This window comes from Lysobacter sp. 5GHs7-4 (assembly GCF_021284765.1).
Taxonomy (GTDB): domain Bacteria; phylum Pseudomonadota; class Gammaproteobacteria; order Xanthomonadales; family Xanthomonadaceae; genus Lysobacter.
In genome coordinates, this window is the sequence record NZ_CP089924.1 from 3406337 (window position 1) to 3421694 (window position 15358).

At 69.3% G+C, this 15358-nt stretch carries 13 protein-coding genes; 5 read left to right on the forward strand and 8 right to left on the reverse strand.

The annotated features are described in order from the left end of the window. Positions 1–258 precede the first annotated feature (258 nt). Both LVB77_RS15430 and LVB77_RS15435 read left to right on the forward strand, forming a co-directional pair. A complete protein-coding gene (locus tag LVB77_RS15430; protein ID WP_232906972.1) occupies positions 259–1932 on the forward strand; it encodes a FecR domain-containing protein in 1674 nt (557 codons plus the stop codon). Further along, a complete protein-coding gene (locus LVB77_RS15435) occupies positions 1929–3590 on the forward strand; it encodes a CHASE2 domain-containing protein (RefSeq protein WP_232906973.1) in 1662 nt (553 codons plus the stop codon). The genes LVB77_RS15430 and LVB77_RS15435 overlap by 4 nt, the downstream gene beginning before the upstream one ends. Positions 3591–3651: 61 nt before the next feature. On the opposite strand, the gene LVB77_RS15440 is transcribed toward LVB77_RS15435, so the two are convergent. Beyond that, on the reverse strand, positions 3652–4362 hold the full coding sequence (locus LVB77_RS15440) for an rRNA pseudouridine synthase (protein ID WP_232906974.1): 711 nt from the start codon (positions 4360–4362) through the stop codon (positions 3652–3654). Positions 4363–4449: 87 nt separating this feature from the next. Between LVB77_RS15440 and LVB77_RS15445 the strand changes: the two genes are divergently transcribed. Further along, the gene (locus LVB77_RS15445; RefSeq protein WP_232906975.1) at positions 4450–5307 is read left to right on the forward strand and encodes a PA4780 family RIO1-like protein kinase; all 858 of its coding nucleotides are present in this window, start codon (positions 4450–4452) and stop codon (positions 5305–5307) included. A 66-nt stretch (positions 5308–5373) separates the two neighbouring features. Here the strand turns inward: LVB77_RS15445 and LVB77_RS15450 are convergent, their stop codons facing one another. The 4 genes from LVB77_RS15450 to LVB77_RS15465 form a co-directional block, all read right to left on the reverse strand. Beyond that, positions 5374–5829: a BLUF domain-containing protein gene (locus LVB77_RS15450; protein WP_232906976.1), complete on the reverse strand. Its 456-nt coding sequence runs from the start codon at positions 5827–5829 to the stop codon at positions 5374–5376. A 125-nt stretch (positions 5830–5954) separates the two neighbouring features. Then, positions 5955–6269 (reverse strand): hypothetical protein, encoded by a 315-nt coding sequence (locus tag LVB77_RS15455; protein WP_232906977.1) that lies wholly within the window; start codon positions 6267–6269, stop codon positions 5955–5957. 60 nt (positions 6270–6329) lie between these two features. Further along, positions 6330–6878, reverse strand: a complete 549-nt coding sequence (locus LVB77_RS15460) for a hypothetical protein (protein WP_232906978.1) — start codon at positions 6876–6878, stop codon at positions 6330–6332. 106 nt (positions 6879–6984) lie between these two features. Beyond that, the gene (locus tag LVB77_RS15465) at positions 6985–8316 is read right to left on the reverse strand and encodes a DEAD/DEAH box helicase (RefSeq protein ID WP_232906979.1); all 1332 of its coding nucleotides are present in this window, start codon (positions 8314–8316) and stop codon (positions 6985–6987) included. 689 nt (positions 8317–9005) lie between these two features. Here LVB77_RS15465 and LVB77_RS15470 point away from each other — a divergent pair. Together LVB77_RS15470 and LVB77_RS15475 are read left to right on the forward strand one after the other, a co-directional pair. Next, positions 9006–9362 (forward strand): DoxX family protein, encoded by a 357-nt coding sequence (locus LVB77_RS15470; RefSeq protein WP_232906980.1) that lies wholly within the window; start codon positions 9006–9008, stop codon positions 9360–9362. Between the two features lie 9 nt (positions 9363–9371). Next, positions 9372–10565, forward strand: a complete 1194-nt coding sequence (locus tag LVB77_RS15475; protein WP_232906981.1) for a low temperature requirement protein A — start codon at positions 9372–9374, stop codon at positions 10563–10565. Positions 10566–11382: 817 nt separating this feature from the next. Here the strand turns inward: LVB77_RS15475 and LVB77_RS15480 are convergent. The 3 genes from LVB77_RS15480 to LVB77_RS15490 form a co-directional block, all read right to left on the reverse strand. After that, positions 11383–12756 carry an MBL fold metallo-hydrolase gene (locus LVB77_RS15480; RefSeq protein ID WP_232906982.1) on the reverse strand — a complete coding sequence of 458 codons (1374 nt, stop codon included), beginning with the start codon at positions 12754–12756 and terminating at the stop codon, positions 11383–11385. A 126-nt stretch (positions 12757–12882) separates the two neighbouring features. Then, complete coding sequence (locus LVB77_RS15485) at positions 12883–13869, reverse strand: hypothetical protein (protein WP_232906983.1); 987 nt, start codon at positions 13867–13869, stop codon at positions 12883–12885. Positions 13870–14185: 316 nt separating this feature from the next. After that, on the reverse strand, positions 14186–15196 hold the full coding sequence (locus LVB77_RS15490; RefSeq protein WP_232906984.1) for a hypothetical protein: 1011 nt from the start codon (positions 15194–15196) through the stop codon (positions 14186–14188). Positions 15197–15358 lie beyond the last annotated feature (162 nt).

Genomic DNA, 15358 nt, shown 5'->3' on the forward strand with positions numbered 1-15358 from the left:
CAGCCCCTGCGGCCGCCCGGCCGCGCTTCGGCGTCAGCCGCCGCCACGTCACCTGTCCGGTCTCGGCCGGCGCCGCCCCGCCCCCTAGTCTGGAGAGGCCCTTCGGAGCCGTCGGGCCGAGCAGGCGTGCCACCCGCCCACCCCAAAACGGCGAAAAAATCGCCACACGGCACCGGCAAGCCTCATAATAGTGCGTTGCCCGTCACATTTTGGGCTTAGCCCCGGCCCCAGCCAGCCATCGCCAGCCACGGAAGACGGATGTTCGCCATTGCAGTGCAGCCCCACCATGCCAGGCGCTGGCGCCGGCTGGGCCAACGCTTCGCCACCCTCCTGATCGCGCTCGCACTGTCCGCCACGGCCTCGGCCCAGGAATGGACGTATCGCGTGCGGCCGGGCGACAACCTGTGGGAACTCAGTGCGCGCCATCTGCGCGCCGACGTCGACTGGCGGCGCTTGCAGCGGCTCAACCAGGTCGCCGATCCGCACCGTCTCCCGCCCGGCACCCTGCTGCGCTTCCCGGTGTCGTGGCTGCGCATCGAGCCGGCCAAGGCGCGCCTGGTCGCGCTGCGCGGCGCCGTGCGCGCGCAGGTGTCCTCGCGCGCGAGCGTGCTGGCCGCCAGCGAGGGCCTGCGCCTGGGCATCGGCGGCTGGCTGGAGACCGGGCCGGGCGCCAGCGCCACGCTCGAATTCGCCGACGGTTCGCGCCTGATGCTGACCGACAACAGCCGCATCGTGTTCGACCGCCTCAGCGCCTACGGCCAGACCGGCATGGTCGACACGCGCATGCGCCTGCAGCGCGGGCGCGCCACCAACCGCGTGATTCCCGCGCGCGGCCCGGCCTCGCGCTACATCATCGAAACGCCGTCGGCGACCTCCAGCGTGCGTGGCACCCGCTTCCGCGTCAGCGCCGGCGATGCGCAGGCGCCCGGTGCCACCGAAGTGCTGGAAGGCAAGGTCCAGGTCGGCGGCGCGCAAGGTGCCGACGTGCTGGTGCGCCCGGGCTACGGCTCCGTCGCCGCCGCCGGCGCGGCGACGTCCGCGCCGACCCGTCTGCTGCCGGCGCCCACGCTGGACGACGCCCACAGCCAGTTGCTTTCGCTGCCGATCGGCCTGAGCTGGAGCGCCCAGCCCGAAGCGGTCGCCTACCGCGTCGAGGTGGTGCGCGACGACGCGCCCGACGTGCTGCTGTACGAAACCGTCACCGCCGATACCCGCGTGCGCATCGCCGATCTGCCGCCCGGCCGTCACCGGCTGCAACTGCGCGCGGTCGCGGACAGCGGCCTGGGCGGCGAGGATGCCGAGCGCATCTTCGAGGTCAGCGAACACCCGCTGCCGCCGCTGACCCTGCAACCGCGCGACGGCCAGACCGTGCACACGCCGCGTCCGCGCTTCGAATGGGCGCGCACGCAGGACGCCGCCGGCACCCGCTTCGAACTCGCCGACGATCCCGGCTTCGAACGCCCGCGCGTGCAGGCCCAGATCGACGGCCAGCGCTACCGCGTGGCCGACGCCCTGCCCCCGGGCCGCTACTACTGGCGCGTGGCGTCGCGCGACGGCGACGGCCGCAGCGGCCCCTACGGCGATGCGCTGCCGTTCGAGGTCAGCGACGCGCCGGTGGATCCGGGCCTGCAAGCGCCGCAGACCGCGCAAGGGCAACTGACCCTGCGCTGGAAGGACGCCGCGCCCGGGCAGCGCTTCCGCGTGCAGCTCGCGCGCCGCGCCGATTTCGCCAAACCGCTGATCGACCGCGAAGTCGAGCAACCGCAGCTCAGCCTGGACCGTCCGCGCGGCGGCCGCTGGTACGTGCGCGTGCAGACCATCGACGACGACGGCTACGCCGCGCCGTTCGGCCCCACCCAGGAAATCCGTCTGCCTTGCCGGCTGTGCTATGCCGGTGGCGCGGCGGCGGCGTTGCTGCTGCTGGCCTTATGAACCTGCGCGCGCCGTCGTGGCCGCTGCGCCTGATGGTGGCCCTGGCCGCCGCCGGCCTGGCGGCGCTGATCAGCGTCAGCGGCGCGTCCTGGTGGCTGGACGACGCGTTCTACGACCAGCATCTGGCGACGTGGACCTACCCGCCCGACGACGACGTCATCGTGGTCGCCGTCGACGACCAGAGCCTGGCCGAACTCGGCCAGTGGCCCTGGCCGCGCGATCTGCATGCGCAGCTGCTCGACCGTTTGGGCCAAGCCGGCGTGCGCGGCGTGGCGCTGGACCTGGTGTTCGCCGAACCCGACCGCAGCGGCGAATCGCACGATCGGCGGCTCGCCGAGGCCCTGCGCCGCAACGGCCGCGTCGCCCTGCCGGTGATCGCCGCCGCGCCCAGCCAGAACGGACCGCCGGTGGAAGTGCTGCCGACGCCGGTGCTGGCCTCGGCCGCGACCACGCTGGGACACACCGATATCGAACTCGACGCCGAAGGCGCCGCGCGCGGCATGTACTTGCGCGCCGGTCTGGGCGAAGCGCGCTGGTCCGCGCTGGCCCTGGCCACGATCGCACTGGACCCGGCGTACGCGCGCCTGCCGCTGCCGGGCCTGCGCCGTCCCACCGGCTTGGGCGGCTCGCCCTACCAATGGACGCGCGATCACTACGTGCGCATCCGTTACGCCGGCCCGCCCGGCAGCTTCGCCCAGGTCTCCTACGCCGACGTGATCTCCGGCCGCGTGCCGGCCGAACTGCTGCGCGGGCGCTGGGTGGTGGTCGGCGTCACAGCGGCCGGACTGGCGCCGCCGTTCCTGACGCCGATGTCCGACGAACTGCGCATGCCCGGCGCCGAGTACCAGGCCAACGTGCTGGAGATGCTGCTGCACGGCCGCGCGATCGTGCCCTTGGCGCCGCGCTGGCAGGCCGCGCTGACCGGCGTGATGGTGCTGGCGGTGACGCTGTGCGTGTTGATCCCCGGGTTTCCGCGCCCGCTGTTGCTGACCTCGGCCGCCGCGATCGCCACGCTCGCCGCCAGCATCGCCCTGCTGCGCCTGGGCAACGTGTGGTTCGCGCCGGCCACCGCGGTGGTCGCGATCGCGCTGTCGTACCTGGCCTGGACCGTCGTCCATCTGCGTCACTGGCGTCGTCAGGCGCACCTGGACACGCTGACCCGGCTGGCCAACCGCCGCCGCTTCGACGTTGTGCTGGAACGCGAGCTCGCCAGTGCGCGCCGCACGCGCGCGCCGCTCACCCTGGCCCTGGTCGACGTCGATCACTTCAAGGCCTACAACGACGGCGAGGGCCACCGCGCCGGCGACAAGGTGCTGCGCCAGGTCGCCCACCTGATCGCCGCGCACGCGCGCCGTCCGCGCGATCTGGCCGCGCGCTTCGGCGGCGACGAATTCGCCATCGTCCTGCCCGACACCTCCGCCGACGGCGCGGCGCTGGTGGCCGAGGCCCTGCTCGCCGACATGCGCGCGCTCAACCTGCGCCACGGCGAGGCCCTGGGCGGCGCCAAGGTCAGCATCAGCATCGGCGTGCACACCTGCGTCCCCGGCATTCATACGCGCGAGCGCACCTTGTTCGATGCCGCCGACGCGGCGCTTTACCGCGCCAAGGAAAACGGCCGCGACGGCTACGCGGCGACGCGCGCGGTGGATGCCGAATAACCCGATGCGCGGCGCTGCGACGGCCGCGAACGCGCGCGGGCCATCGCCAACGTGTGCGCCGTCAGAAGCGTTCGCCGACCGGCAGGTAGCGCCACTCGCCCACCGGCATCTTGCTCAGCGGGATGCGGCCGATGCGCAGGCGCCGGCTGGACACGAGTTCCAACCCGACCTGCGCGCACATGTGCCGCAGCTGCCCGCCCATCACGTTCTTGATCGCGAAGCGCAGCCGGGTTTCGTTCTGCCAGCTGACCTTGCACGGCGCCAGCGGCCGGCCGCGGTACTCCAAGCCGTGCGCGAGGCGCTTGAGGCCGTAAGGCCCGAGTTCGCCGGCGACTTCCACCACGAACTCCTGCTCGATCTGCGCGTAATCCTCGGTCAGGCGGCGCCAGACCCGGCCGTCCTGGCTGAGCACCATCAGGCCGGAGGCCTCGGCGTCGATCGGCATCAACGGCGTCAGATGCTGGAAATGGCGCTTGAGCATGCGCACGCCGGACAGATCGCCTTCGGCGTGCGCCGCGGCCAGCGCCAGCGCGGGCGCGTCCTTGAACTCCACGCCGGCCGGCTTGTGCAGCAGCATCGTCGCCGGCTCGGCCGGCTCCAGGCGCGCCTCCGGGTCCAGCTCGACGCGCTGATTCGTGATCGGCGTCTGCGGCTCCTCGACCGTCTGGCCGTCGACCCGCACCCAACCGCCCTCGATGTACTGCTGGGCTTGCGCGCGCGAACAGCCCGTCGATTCTGCGACGCATTTATCTAGGCGTTGGGGCTCGGACATGGGAAAAGTCGGCGGGAAAGGCGGTAAGTGTAAAGATACGCCCCTATCCGGCGGCACCCCGGCCGGACCGATTCGATACAGGACTACATGAAGACTCCCGCGGGACTACAGGCGCTGATCGACGACGGCGTGATCGACGAAGTGATGCGTCCGCTGAAAAGCGGCAAGGAAGCGGCGGTGTACGTGGTCCGTTCCGGCAACGAGGTGCGTTGCGCCAAGGTCTACAAGGACATGGCCCAGCGCAGCTTCCAGCAGCGCGTGCAGTACCAGGAGGGCCGCAAGGTGCGCGGCAGCCGCGAGGCGCGCGCGATCGGCAAGGCCAGCAAGTACGGGCGTAAGCAGCAGGAAATCGCCTGGAAGAACACCGAGGTCGACGCGCTGTACCAACTGCGCGAAGCCGGCGTGCGCGTGCCCGAACCCTACGGCTACTTCCACGGCGTGCTGGTGATGGAGCTGGTGACCGACGCCGACGGCCACTCCGCGCCGCGCCTGGGCGAGGTCGAGCTGGCGCCCGATCAGGCGCGCGGCTTCCACCGCTTCCTGGTCCGCCAGGTGGTGAAGATGCTCAGCGTCGGCCTGATCCACGGCGATCTGTCCGAATACAACGTGCTGGTCGCGCCCGACGGCCCGGTCATCATCGACTTCCCGCAAGTCGTCAGCGCCGCCGGCAACAACGCCGCGCGCCAGATGCTGCTGCGCGACGTCAACAACCTCACCGCCAGCCTCGGCGCCTGGGCGCCGGACCTGCTGGATACCTGGTACGCCGAGGAAATGTGGGCCCTGTTCGAAGCCGGCGACCTGCACCCCGACAGCGAACTCACCGGCATATTCGTGCACGACGAATCGACGGTGGACCTGGGCAGCGTGCGCGATGCGATCAACGATGCGCGCGAGGAAGCGCTGATCCGTCAGCAGGGGCGCGAGGCGGCGGCAGCGGAAGAATGAAACCGCGCTGGCGCGGCATCGCAGGCCAAGCGGCTGATGGATGACGACGAACCGCCAGCCGCGTGGCTAGCCCGAGACCGAAACGCCGCCCGGCTGCTCCGCCAGCCACTTGCTCCAGTGGTACAGCGCCAGGCCGACGCCCTCGGACGCCTTGTCGCTGACGCGGGTGATCGGCATGGCCTCGATCCAGGCCGCGTTCGACAGTTCCTGCAAGGTGCTCTCCGGCGCCTGGCAGAAGCCCATGTGCCAACGCTCGAATTGACGCTGGCTCACGGGACCGCGCAAGAGTTCGACCAGCTCCTGATGCGCACGCGCGCCGCGGATGCGCTCGTAGACCTGATTCATGCCGGCCGCCTCGCCTTCGATGTACTGGAAGAAGCGCCCGTCGTGATGGAACAGCACGCCGGTCACGCCCACCGCGGCGTTGAACACGCGCGCGTCCACCAGCAGGGCGTCCAGCTCGAAAGCCGATAGCGGCCGCGCCGCGATGCTGCGATAGGCGATGGCGACGAGATTGGTCATGCGATTATCCTAGTAGCATGCGCAAGAATTGGTCCATATTCGAACGCGATTGCTGAATCGTGGCCTTGCCCCTGCCTGCGCTGATCGGACGCGAGCGTGGGATCGATATGCGGGCCGTATCGGGCTTAAAGCGCCGCCTGCTGCAGCAACTTCGCCACTTCCAGGGCCTGCGACTTAGTCAGCCGGTAAGGCACCATGCTGATCGCCAGCGGCGCCTTGGATACCACCGACAGCGCCACGAAGCCCTGCCCATCGGAGTCCTCCATACGGATCACGTTGAGCGTCTGCGAGGTCAAGGTGCCTGCGGTCAGTTCGACCTTACCCACTTCGCGCTTGATGGTGCCGCCCAGCAATGCACCGGTGAGACTGCCACTACGCGCGTAGCGCAGGATGAGGTAGGCGACGATCCCGAGAAACAAGATAGGGAACAGATAGTCCATGCGACCCTCGTTTTTGCTTGCCCTTGAACGCTCGGCGCGGTTCGCGGCGCGCCGGCGCGCCTAACGACTCCTCAAGCCCGCACCGATCCGCAGGGCGTCGATGGAGTTGTCTTGGAAACGCAGCGCTTCCACCTTCATATCGGGCTGCGTGGTGCGGCCGACGAACAGCACCGCCGGCGTGCGCTTTTGCCCAGGCATCGGATCGCCGTTGCCATCTATGACGATGGTGTGGTCGAAGGTCGCCTGAAACGACTTGCCGTCGGGTGCCAGGACGATGTCGTGGACATCCCAGGCATAGCCCCAGAACAGCTGGCCCGGACGCGTCGAATCCTGCATGGCCGGATGGAAATCGACGATGCGCCGATAACGGCCCTTGCGGTCGCGCCGATAGAAGGAATAGTCGATTCCGTCTTCGAAGCCGTAGGCGATCACGCGCAGGCTGGGATCGGCCTCGATTTTCCACTCGTAGCACCTGCCGTCGCCGGGGTTGGCGCAATAACCCGCGTTCGCGGGCACCGGGGTCATCGCGCGCCTGGCGGCGGTCGCTGGCGCAACACCAAGGCTGCTCAAGGCGAGCACCGCGACGCTCGCCGCAAGATGAAACTTCATGACTCCCCCAAGCCCGACGTCGCGACCATCCTAGCGCCGGAACTTGGTCACCGCCAAAAAAAAAGGCCGGCGATGGCCGGCCTTTTTCATCGACGCTGCGAAACGCTTACGCGCCTTCACCGCGACGCTGACCGCCACCGCCGTTGCGGCCGCCGCCGCGGTGCTGGGCACCGGCGTGGGCGTGACGCGGAGCGGGCTTGCCGTGCGGACGGTGCGAGGGCTTGCGCGGGCCGTTGTTGCCGCCCGGACGCTGACCGCCGGGGCGGCGCGCGCCCGGCGCATCGGAACCCATGCGGATCGGACGGCTGGGCTCGAAGCCGGCCACCGTGACCATCTGGATGTCGTCCTTGAGGATGCGCTGGATCTGACGCAGCAGGCCGCCTTCGTCCGGCGACACCAGCGACAGGGCTTCGCCGGTCGCGCCGTTGCGGCCGGTGCGGCCGATGCGGTGGACGTAGTCCTCGGCGACCATGGGCAGGTCGAAGTTGATGACCAGCGGCAGGTTGGGGATGTCCAGACCGCGCGCGGCGACGTCGGTGGCGACCAGCACGCGGGCCTTGTTGGCCTTGAAGTCGCGCAGGGCTTTCTGGCGCTGGGCCTGGCTCTTGTTGCCGTGGATGGCGACGGCCTTGAGGCCGGCGTCTTCCAGCTGTTCGGCCAGACGGTTGCAGCCGTGCTTGGTGCGGCCGAACACCAGCACCTGGTCGGTGCTGCGCTCGCCGAGGATGCGGATCAGCAAGTCGCGCTTGCGGCCGCCGTCGACCGGATGCGCCTTGTGGGCGATGGTGTCGGCGATGGTGTTGTTGGCGGCCACCTGCACCTGCTGCGGCTCGCGCATGAACTCCAGCGCCAGCTTCTTGATCTCGGCCTCGAAGGTGGCCGAGAACAGCAGGGTCTGGCGCTGCGGCGGGACGCGGCCGAGGATGCGCTTGATCGCGGGCAGGAAGCCCATGTCGAGCATGCGGTCGGCTTCGTCCAGCACCAGCACTTCGATCGCGTCGAGCTTGGCGGTGCCGCGCTCCATGTGATCGATCAGGCGGCCCGGGGTGGCGACCAGCACGTCGACGCCGCGACGCAGCATGTCGACCTGCGGGCCCATGCCGGCGCCGCCGTAGATCGAGCAGATGCTCAGGCGCAGGTGCTTGGCGTAGCTTCGCAGGCTGTCGTTGACCTGCACCGCCAGTTCGCGCGTCGGCACCAGCACCAGCGCGCGCGGCTTGCGCGGGCCATTGGCGGCGGTGAGCTTGGACAGGCGGTTCAGCAGCGGCAGGCCGAACGCGGCGGTCTTGCCGGTGCCGGTCTGGGCGCCGCCCAGCAGGTCGTGCCCGGCCATGGCCAGCGGGATCGCTTCGGCCTGGATCGGGGTCGGGGTGTCGTAATTCTGCTCGGCGAGCGCGCGCAGCAACGCGGGCGCAAGCCCGAGGGATTCAAACGTCATGTGAAACTCCAAGTACTGATGATCCGCCGACCGAAGTCGCGGAGTCACTCGGAGCGTTCCCTAAAACCGCGCTGCGAGTAATCGAAATGACGGTACCGGATGCTCCGGACCGTGTCGGCGCTACGAAAGACGTGCGGGATAAAGCCGATCGGCGAGTCTTGGGACTCATTGCGATGCGGCAGGCAACCTGGGAAACGTACCCCTTGCGGGGGAGGCAGCCGTGCGCTGAACAGGGGCCACTTTACGCGAAAGCGTCGGGTTCCGCCAGCTAAATTATTGTGTGGGCAGGAAAAAACGGCCGACCCGGCGAGACGCGCCCGCGAGGAGCTTCAGGCCGGTTCTGCCGCCGTAGATGCGGCCCGGCGTCCGCCCGACCCGCTCCGCGCGGGTCTGCCGCCTGCGGGGCAGACGCGCCTCCGGCTTGAATGCCCCCTAAATTCCGAGGGTCGGCGAGCACCAGCGACGGTGAGGCTCGCCGGCGCGATCGGCCGGTTTTCCGCCGCCGGGTACGTCGTGCACCGGTAGGCGCCGCAGCGTGCAGGGCCATGCAGGATCGCGCGCGGGCTGGTAGAAAGGGCCTTAGCGCCCGGCGGGCACGCGGCCACGCCAAGACGAGCGCATCCATCGCTGCGGGATCCGTCTCGGCCGGACGCATCGCAGCCGCATCCGACCAGCCTGGGGAGCGGGCCATGGACAACCGCAATCTCGCCACCACCGCGCGCACGCTCATGGCGAGCGTCTTCATCGTGCTGGGCCTGTATCGCCTGCTCAACGCCTGGAGCGGCGTGGCCACACCGCCGGCGACCCTCGCCTTCAGCGCGGTGGAGCTAGTGCTGGGCCTGCTGATCGCCAGCGGCTGGAAACTGCGCTGGACCGCCGGCCTGGCCGCCTTGCTGATGACCGTGGACGCGGCGATGTCGCATCCGTTCTGGAGCCTGGCCGGCGCGGAGCGCGGCGCGCAGTTGCTGCATTTCATGAAGAACGTGGGCCTGATCGGCGGCTTGCTGCTGCTGATCGCCCACGCCGGCCACCCGCCGCGACGCTGAGCGGGCCACATGAGCGCTTCCGCCCGCACCCTGTTGCGCAACCGCAGCGGCCACCAGCACGGCCGCGTGACCATGGTCGAGCTGTTCTTCGACCTGGTGTTCGTGTTCGCGGTCACCCAGCTGTCGCACACCTTGCTCGAACACCTCACCCCGGCCGGCGCGCTGCAGACGCTGCTGCTGTTCTTCGCGGTGTGGTGGGTGTGGATCTACACCTCCTGGTGCACCAACTGGCTGGACCCGGAAACCCCGCCGGTGCGGCTGATGCTGTTCGCGCTGATGCTGGGCGGGCTGCTGTTGTCGAGCTCGCTGCCACGGGCGTTCGGCGAACGCGGCCTGCTGTTCGCCTGCGCCTATGCGGCCATGCAGGTCGGACGCACCGCTTTCATGATGTATGCGCTGCGCGGACGCAACGCCGCCCTGTTCCGCAACTTCGCCCGTATCGGCGTCTGGCTGCTGGTCTCGGCGACGCTATGGATCGCCGGCGGCCTGGCGCAGGGCGAGGCACGCTACGCCTGGTGGCTGGGCGCGCTGCTGATCGAGTACATCGGCCCGTTCGCCTTCTTCTGGGTGCCGGGACTGGGTCGCTCGACCATCGCCGATTGGGACGTGGACGGCGGGCATCTGGCCGAGCGCTGCGCTTTGTTCGTGATCATCGCCCTGGGCGAGTCGATCCTGGTCACCGGCGCTACCTTTTCGCAACTGCCCTTCGACGGCGTGCACGGCGCCGCGTTCGTGAGCGCCTTCGTCGGCAGCGTGGCGATGTGGTGGATCTACTTCGACAGTGGCGCCGAACGCGCCAGCCATCGCATCGCCCAGGCCGCCGATCCGGGCCGGCAGGCGCGCATGGCCTACACCTACCAGCACCTGCTGATCGTGGGCGGCATCATCGTCTGCGCGGTCGCCGACGAAATCGTGCTGATGCATCCCGGCCACGTCGACCAAGCCGGCCTCGCCGCGATCCTGGGCGGACCGGCCCTGTACCTGCTCGGCAACGCGCTGTTCAAGTGGACGACGAACGACCGTCGGACGCCGCCTCTGTCGCATCTGGCGGGTCTGGCCGCGCTGCTGGCGCTGACGGCGGCGGCGCATCCCCTGCACCTGTCGGCGCTGGCGCTTGGCGTCGCCACCACTGCGATCCTGGTGCTGGTGGCGCTGTGGGAGTGGCTGGCGCTGCGGCGCGCGGTGCCGCCGGCGGCGCACTGATCGCGGCCGGACGGCGGTACTGCGCAGGCGGAGGCGGAGGCACCGGCAAGGGCGTGCCCGGGACCAAGCCCGCGTCCATGGACCCATCCAGAATCCGGCGCAGCACCTCGAGCCGGTTCGGCATCAGTCCGCCATCGCCGTGCTTTCCGCGCAACACGGTCGCCAGCAGTTCGGTCGCCGGCGCGCGCTTGGCGTGCTGGCGGATCAGCGCCGCGTCGCGCTGCAAGCGATCGCGCACCAGCACGCGCCGCTCCTTACCCGGCTCCATATGGAAGTTGCCCAGGTAATAATCGCGCCCGGCTTCGACCTCGAACGCGATCGGCTCGAACGCGATAGGCGTGACGATCGTGGAGCCGGCGTAGAAGCTGAAATTGGATAGTGCGTAACGGCCCGGCGCGACGCAGGCTTCGAGCACGTCGCCGGTATCGCCTTCCACGACGAAATCATTCTTTCCCCATACCAATAGCCTGCGGTCGTAGCTATCCATGGAAAATTGCGCGGTGGAGTAGCGCTTATCTTCGGGCTCGCGCCGGAAGTACAGATTCAAGGTCGATACCAGGTAGACACCGCCCTCCCTGCGCGACACCGTGGCAAAGAAGCAGCCGCGTTCCTGGCCCGACTTGGCCAGGATGCTCTTTTCCCAGATCGGCCCGCTCTTGAGCAACTCGCGCGCCTGCACCGGCGCATAGGCGCACACCGCGGCCACGCAGGCCGCCAACACGATACGCATACTCGGCTCCCCAGGTTCCGGCGCCACGCTACGCAAACGGGGCATGGGCGGCAAGGCGCCGCGCGCGCCGATGCGCCAGACCGTGGGCTACACGTCCAGGCGCATGCCCGGCCGCACAAGCACCGGCTTGACGCCATAACGCTCGCCGACCTCGCCCGCCAGCGCCTCGCGCGCCTTGTCCTCGCCGTGCACCAAGGCCAGCGGCGGATGTCCGGCGATCGCGCCGTACCACTCCATCAGCCCGCGCTGGTCGGTATGCGCCGACAAGCCGCCGACGGTGTGGCGCTGCGCATTGACGCGCACGTCGCGGCCGTGGATGCGCGCCCACTTGGCGCCGTCCACCAGGCGCCGCCCCAGCGTGCCCTCGCCCTGGTAGCCGACGAACACCACGCGCGTCTTCGGATCGTCCAGGCGATGACGGAAGTGGTGCAGGATGCGGCCGGCGTTGGCCATGCCGGACCCGGCGATCACGATCGCGCCGCGCTCCACACTGTTGATGGCGATCGACTCTTCGCTCGATTCGGTCAGGCGCAGGTTCGGCAGGCGGAACGGGTTGGGCTTGTCGCGCCAGACCTGCTGCGCGTCTTCGTCGAACAGGTCGGCATGGCGGTCGTACACGCCGACCACTTTGGCCGCCATCGGGCTGTCCAGAAAAATCTGCCAGCGCGCCATCTGCCACTCGTCCCAATGCTTGGCGAACCAGTACAGCAGCTCCTGGCTGCGCCCGACCGCGAACGCCGGAATCAGCACGTTGCCGCCGTCGCGCCAGGTCTCGTCTAGGATGCGCCCGAGCTCGCGTATGGTCTCGGCGCGATCGCGGTGCAGGCGGTCGCCGTAAGTCGACTCCATCAGCACCAGGTCGGCCTGCTCGATGCGCGCCGGATCGCGCAGGATCGGCGTGCCCTTGGGGCCGAGGTCGCCGGAGAACACCAGCGCGCGGCCGTCGGCATGCACCTCGACCGAGGCCGAGCCGAGGATGTGTCCGGCTTCGCGGAAGGCGATCTCCACGCCCGGAAGGATCGTCTCGCGCCGGTCGTAAGGCAGCGGCCGCACGCGCGCCATGGCGGCTTCGACGTCGGCCTGCGTGTACAGCGGCACCGCCTCGGCTTCGCCGGCGCGGCGACGCCGGTTGCCGCGTTCGGCCTCGCTCTCGGCGATATGGGCCGAATCCAGCAGCATGATCCGCATCAGTTCGGCGGTCGCGGCCTGAGCGTAGATCGCACCGGCGAATCCTCGCCGCACCAGCAAGGGCACGCGGCCGATATGGTCGATATGGGCATGGCTGATCACCAGCGCGTCCAGCGTGGCGACGTCGAAGGGAAACGGATCGGCGTTGCGCGCCTCGGCCTCGGGACTGCCCTGGATCATGCCGCAGTCGAGCAGCAGGCGATGGCCGGCGGCCTCGACCTCGTGCAGCGAACCGGTGACCTCGCCGGCGGCTCCGTGGAAATGCACCTTCATCGCGACGCTCCGATAGCGGCGGCCGTGTCCGGCCCAAGTCCGCACCTTCGCGCATGCGCGCGGGCTCCACAAGAGCGAAGGCCCGCGCGAGGCGGGCCTTCGGAGATTACGCCTGGGAGCGTCGACTCAGCGACCGGGCACGCGGCAGCAACGCGCCGTCGCGGTGACCGTTCCAGCCGAGGCACTGTCGTTGACCATATTGCAATGCGAGGTCCAGCTGCCCGCCACGCGCATGCCGAAGATCGAAGGACGGCACTGCGTTTCGACCGCGGTATACCCTGCAGGGCAGGTACCCGCAAAGGCATTGCCGGCAGCACCCGCCGCGAGGTTCAGCACCGAGCCGTCGACTTCGACGCACTGCAGCGCGGTCGCCTGCGGGTTGATGAAGTAACCGACGATGTCGCCGATCAGATGGGTCTGGGCGAAGGTATACACCGACATCTCATTGGCCGAAGCGCCCTGGTCCAAAGCCACCGTGGCCAGGTTGGCGACGATGGCGCCGGCGGTGTAGTTCACGTTCGACGACAACGGCTGGGTGCCACCGAACGGGAACGCCGTGATGTAGCCGGCGCCGGAGGGCGTCACCACCGTCAGGTTGATGACCGCCGCGGCGAAGGAACCGGCCGCGCCCGCGCCATTGCAGTTGCTGGCGCTACCGCCCTGGAAGCTGTAGTCCGACACCGCGGTGACGTCGAAGCTGCGTACGGTGTTGGCCGCGATCGCGCCGCCGGCCAGACGGGTATCGAACAGGCGGCAAGGCGAGACCGGCACGAACACCAGATCGGTCGCGGGATCGCCCAGCGCCATCGGCGAGACGTCGGCCTTGGCCTTGGCCACGCCGGACTGCGGCGTCAGCGCGCTGTTCATCGCATCGAAGCTGTCCGCGTCAGCGGCGCGCTGCAACTGATCCATGGAGGCCTTGGCGAAGGTCGGACCCATGTTCTGCGCCCACGTGCCCATGTCGGCGCGATAGGCCTCCTGCACGTGCGGCGCCCACTTCTTGACGACCTGATAGACGAGTTCGCCGCGCGCGCCGCGACCGGCGGCATCGGCCGGCTGCGACAGCATGGGCGCAAGCGCGAACAGACCGGCGGCCAGAATCAACTTGTTCATCGTGTATCCCCTTTAGATTCGCGGGCCGGGTCCCCCGTGGACTCGATCGCCGACTATCGAGAAGGACGAGAACCCGTGGCGAAATAGGACACACGTCACACTTTCAGCCGCATCACTTGGAGGAATCGCTCGCGTACTTCTTAGGGGTAATGCCTAACGACAGAAGCGCAAAGAGGCGAAAAATCGCTTACACGCGCATCGCTGAGATAGGACGGCCTAGGCGATTACCCTCACAGCGTGCCGGCGCATCCTACGAAAGCGAAAAGCCCGCACGCGGCGGGCTTTTCGACTACACGCAAAATCCTGCCGCAACCGGTCAACGCCCGGGCAGACGGCAACACTCCGCGTACACGATCACCTGCATGGCAGTGGGGCTTTCGTTGGTGAACACGCATTGGTGCAGCGTGCCGTTGGGATAGGACGCGACCACGCGACCGGCGTTGCCGGTGGCCTGACAGTAGCCGCCCATCTTGGTGTAACCGGCCGGGCAGACCGGCGAGGTGCCGGTGAACGACGCGCTGCCGTTCATGGTGCTGATGGTCTGCACCGTCGTGCATTGCAGCGGCGTCGGCGTGGGCGCGATGAAGTAGCCGACGATGTCCGCCACCAGATGCGTCTGCGCATACGAGTACACCGTCATGTCGGCGGCGGCCGCGCTGGTATCCAAGGTCACCACCGCCAGATTGCCGACGATGTCGCCGCCGGCGTAGTTGACGTTGGAGGCCACCGGGCGCGCGCTTTGGTAGGGATACGCGGTGATGTAACCGGCCGAACCGGGCGTGACCACGGCGAAGTTGACCATGGCCGCGGCGAACCCGCCGACCGCGCCGACGCCGTTGCAGTTGCCCGCCGCGCCGCCCTGGCCGCTGTAGTCGACCACCGAGGCGACATCGAAGTCGCGCGTGCTGTTGGCCAGGATCGGACCGCCGGCCAGACGCGTGTCGAGGATGCGGCAGGGCGCGATCGGCACGAAGGTCAGATCGGCGGTAGGGTTGCCGATGGCGGTGGGCGTGACTTGGCCCGCCGAGCGCAGACCGGCCTTGCCCAGCAGCGCGTCGTTCATGCTTTCGAAATCGCGCGCGTCGGCGGCTCGCTGCAGCGCGCTCATCGGCGACTTGGCGAATACCGGCCCCATCTGCCGCGCCCATTGGCCCAGATCGGTGCGGTAGGCCTCCTGCACGTGCGGCCCCCACTTGCGCACGATCCGATAGACCAGCTCGCCGCGCGGCGAATAGCCCTCGCCATCGGCGCCGCGCACGGCCCCGGCCGCCAACAGCAAAGGGGCGGCCAGCGCTACGGCCGCCGCGGTGAACATCAGCTTCTTCATCGAATCCCTCCGGCGCGACGCGCGGGGGGGAACCGCCCTGGCTCCCTGCCCGGTGCCGCGAGTTGATCGCGTCCGGGCCAGAGTATGCCGGGGAGCGAGCAAAAGTTATGCCGAAGCTGGCGGCCGGCGGGGCCGGCACGGCGGCGGCCGCGCGCGGGCCCG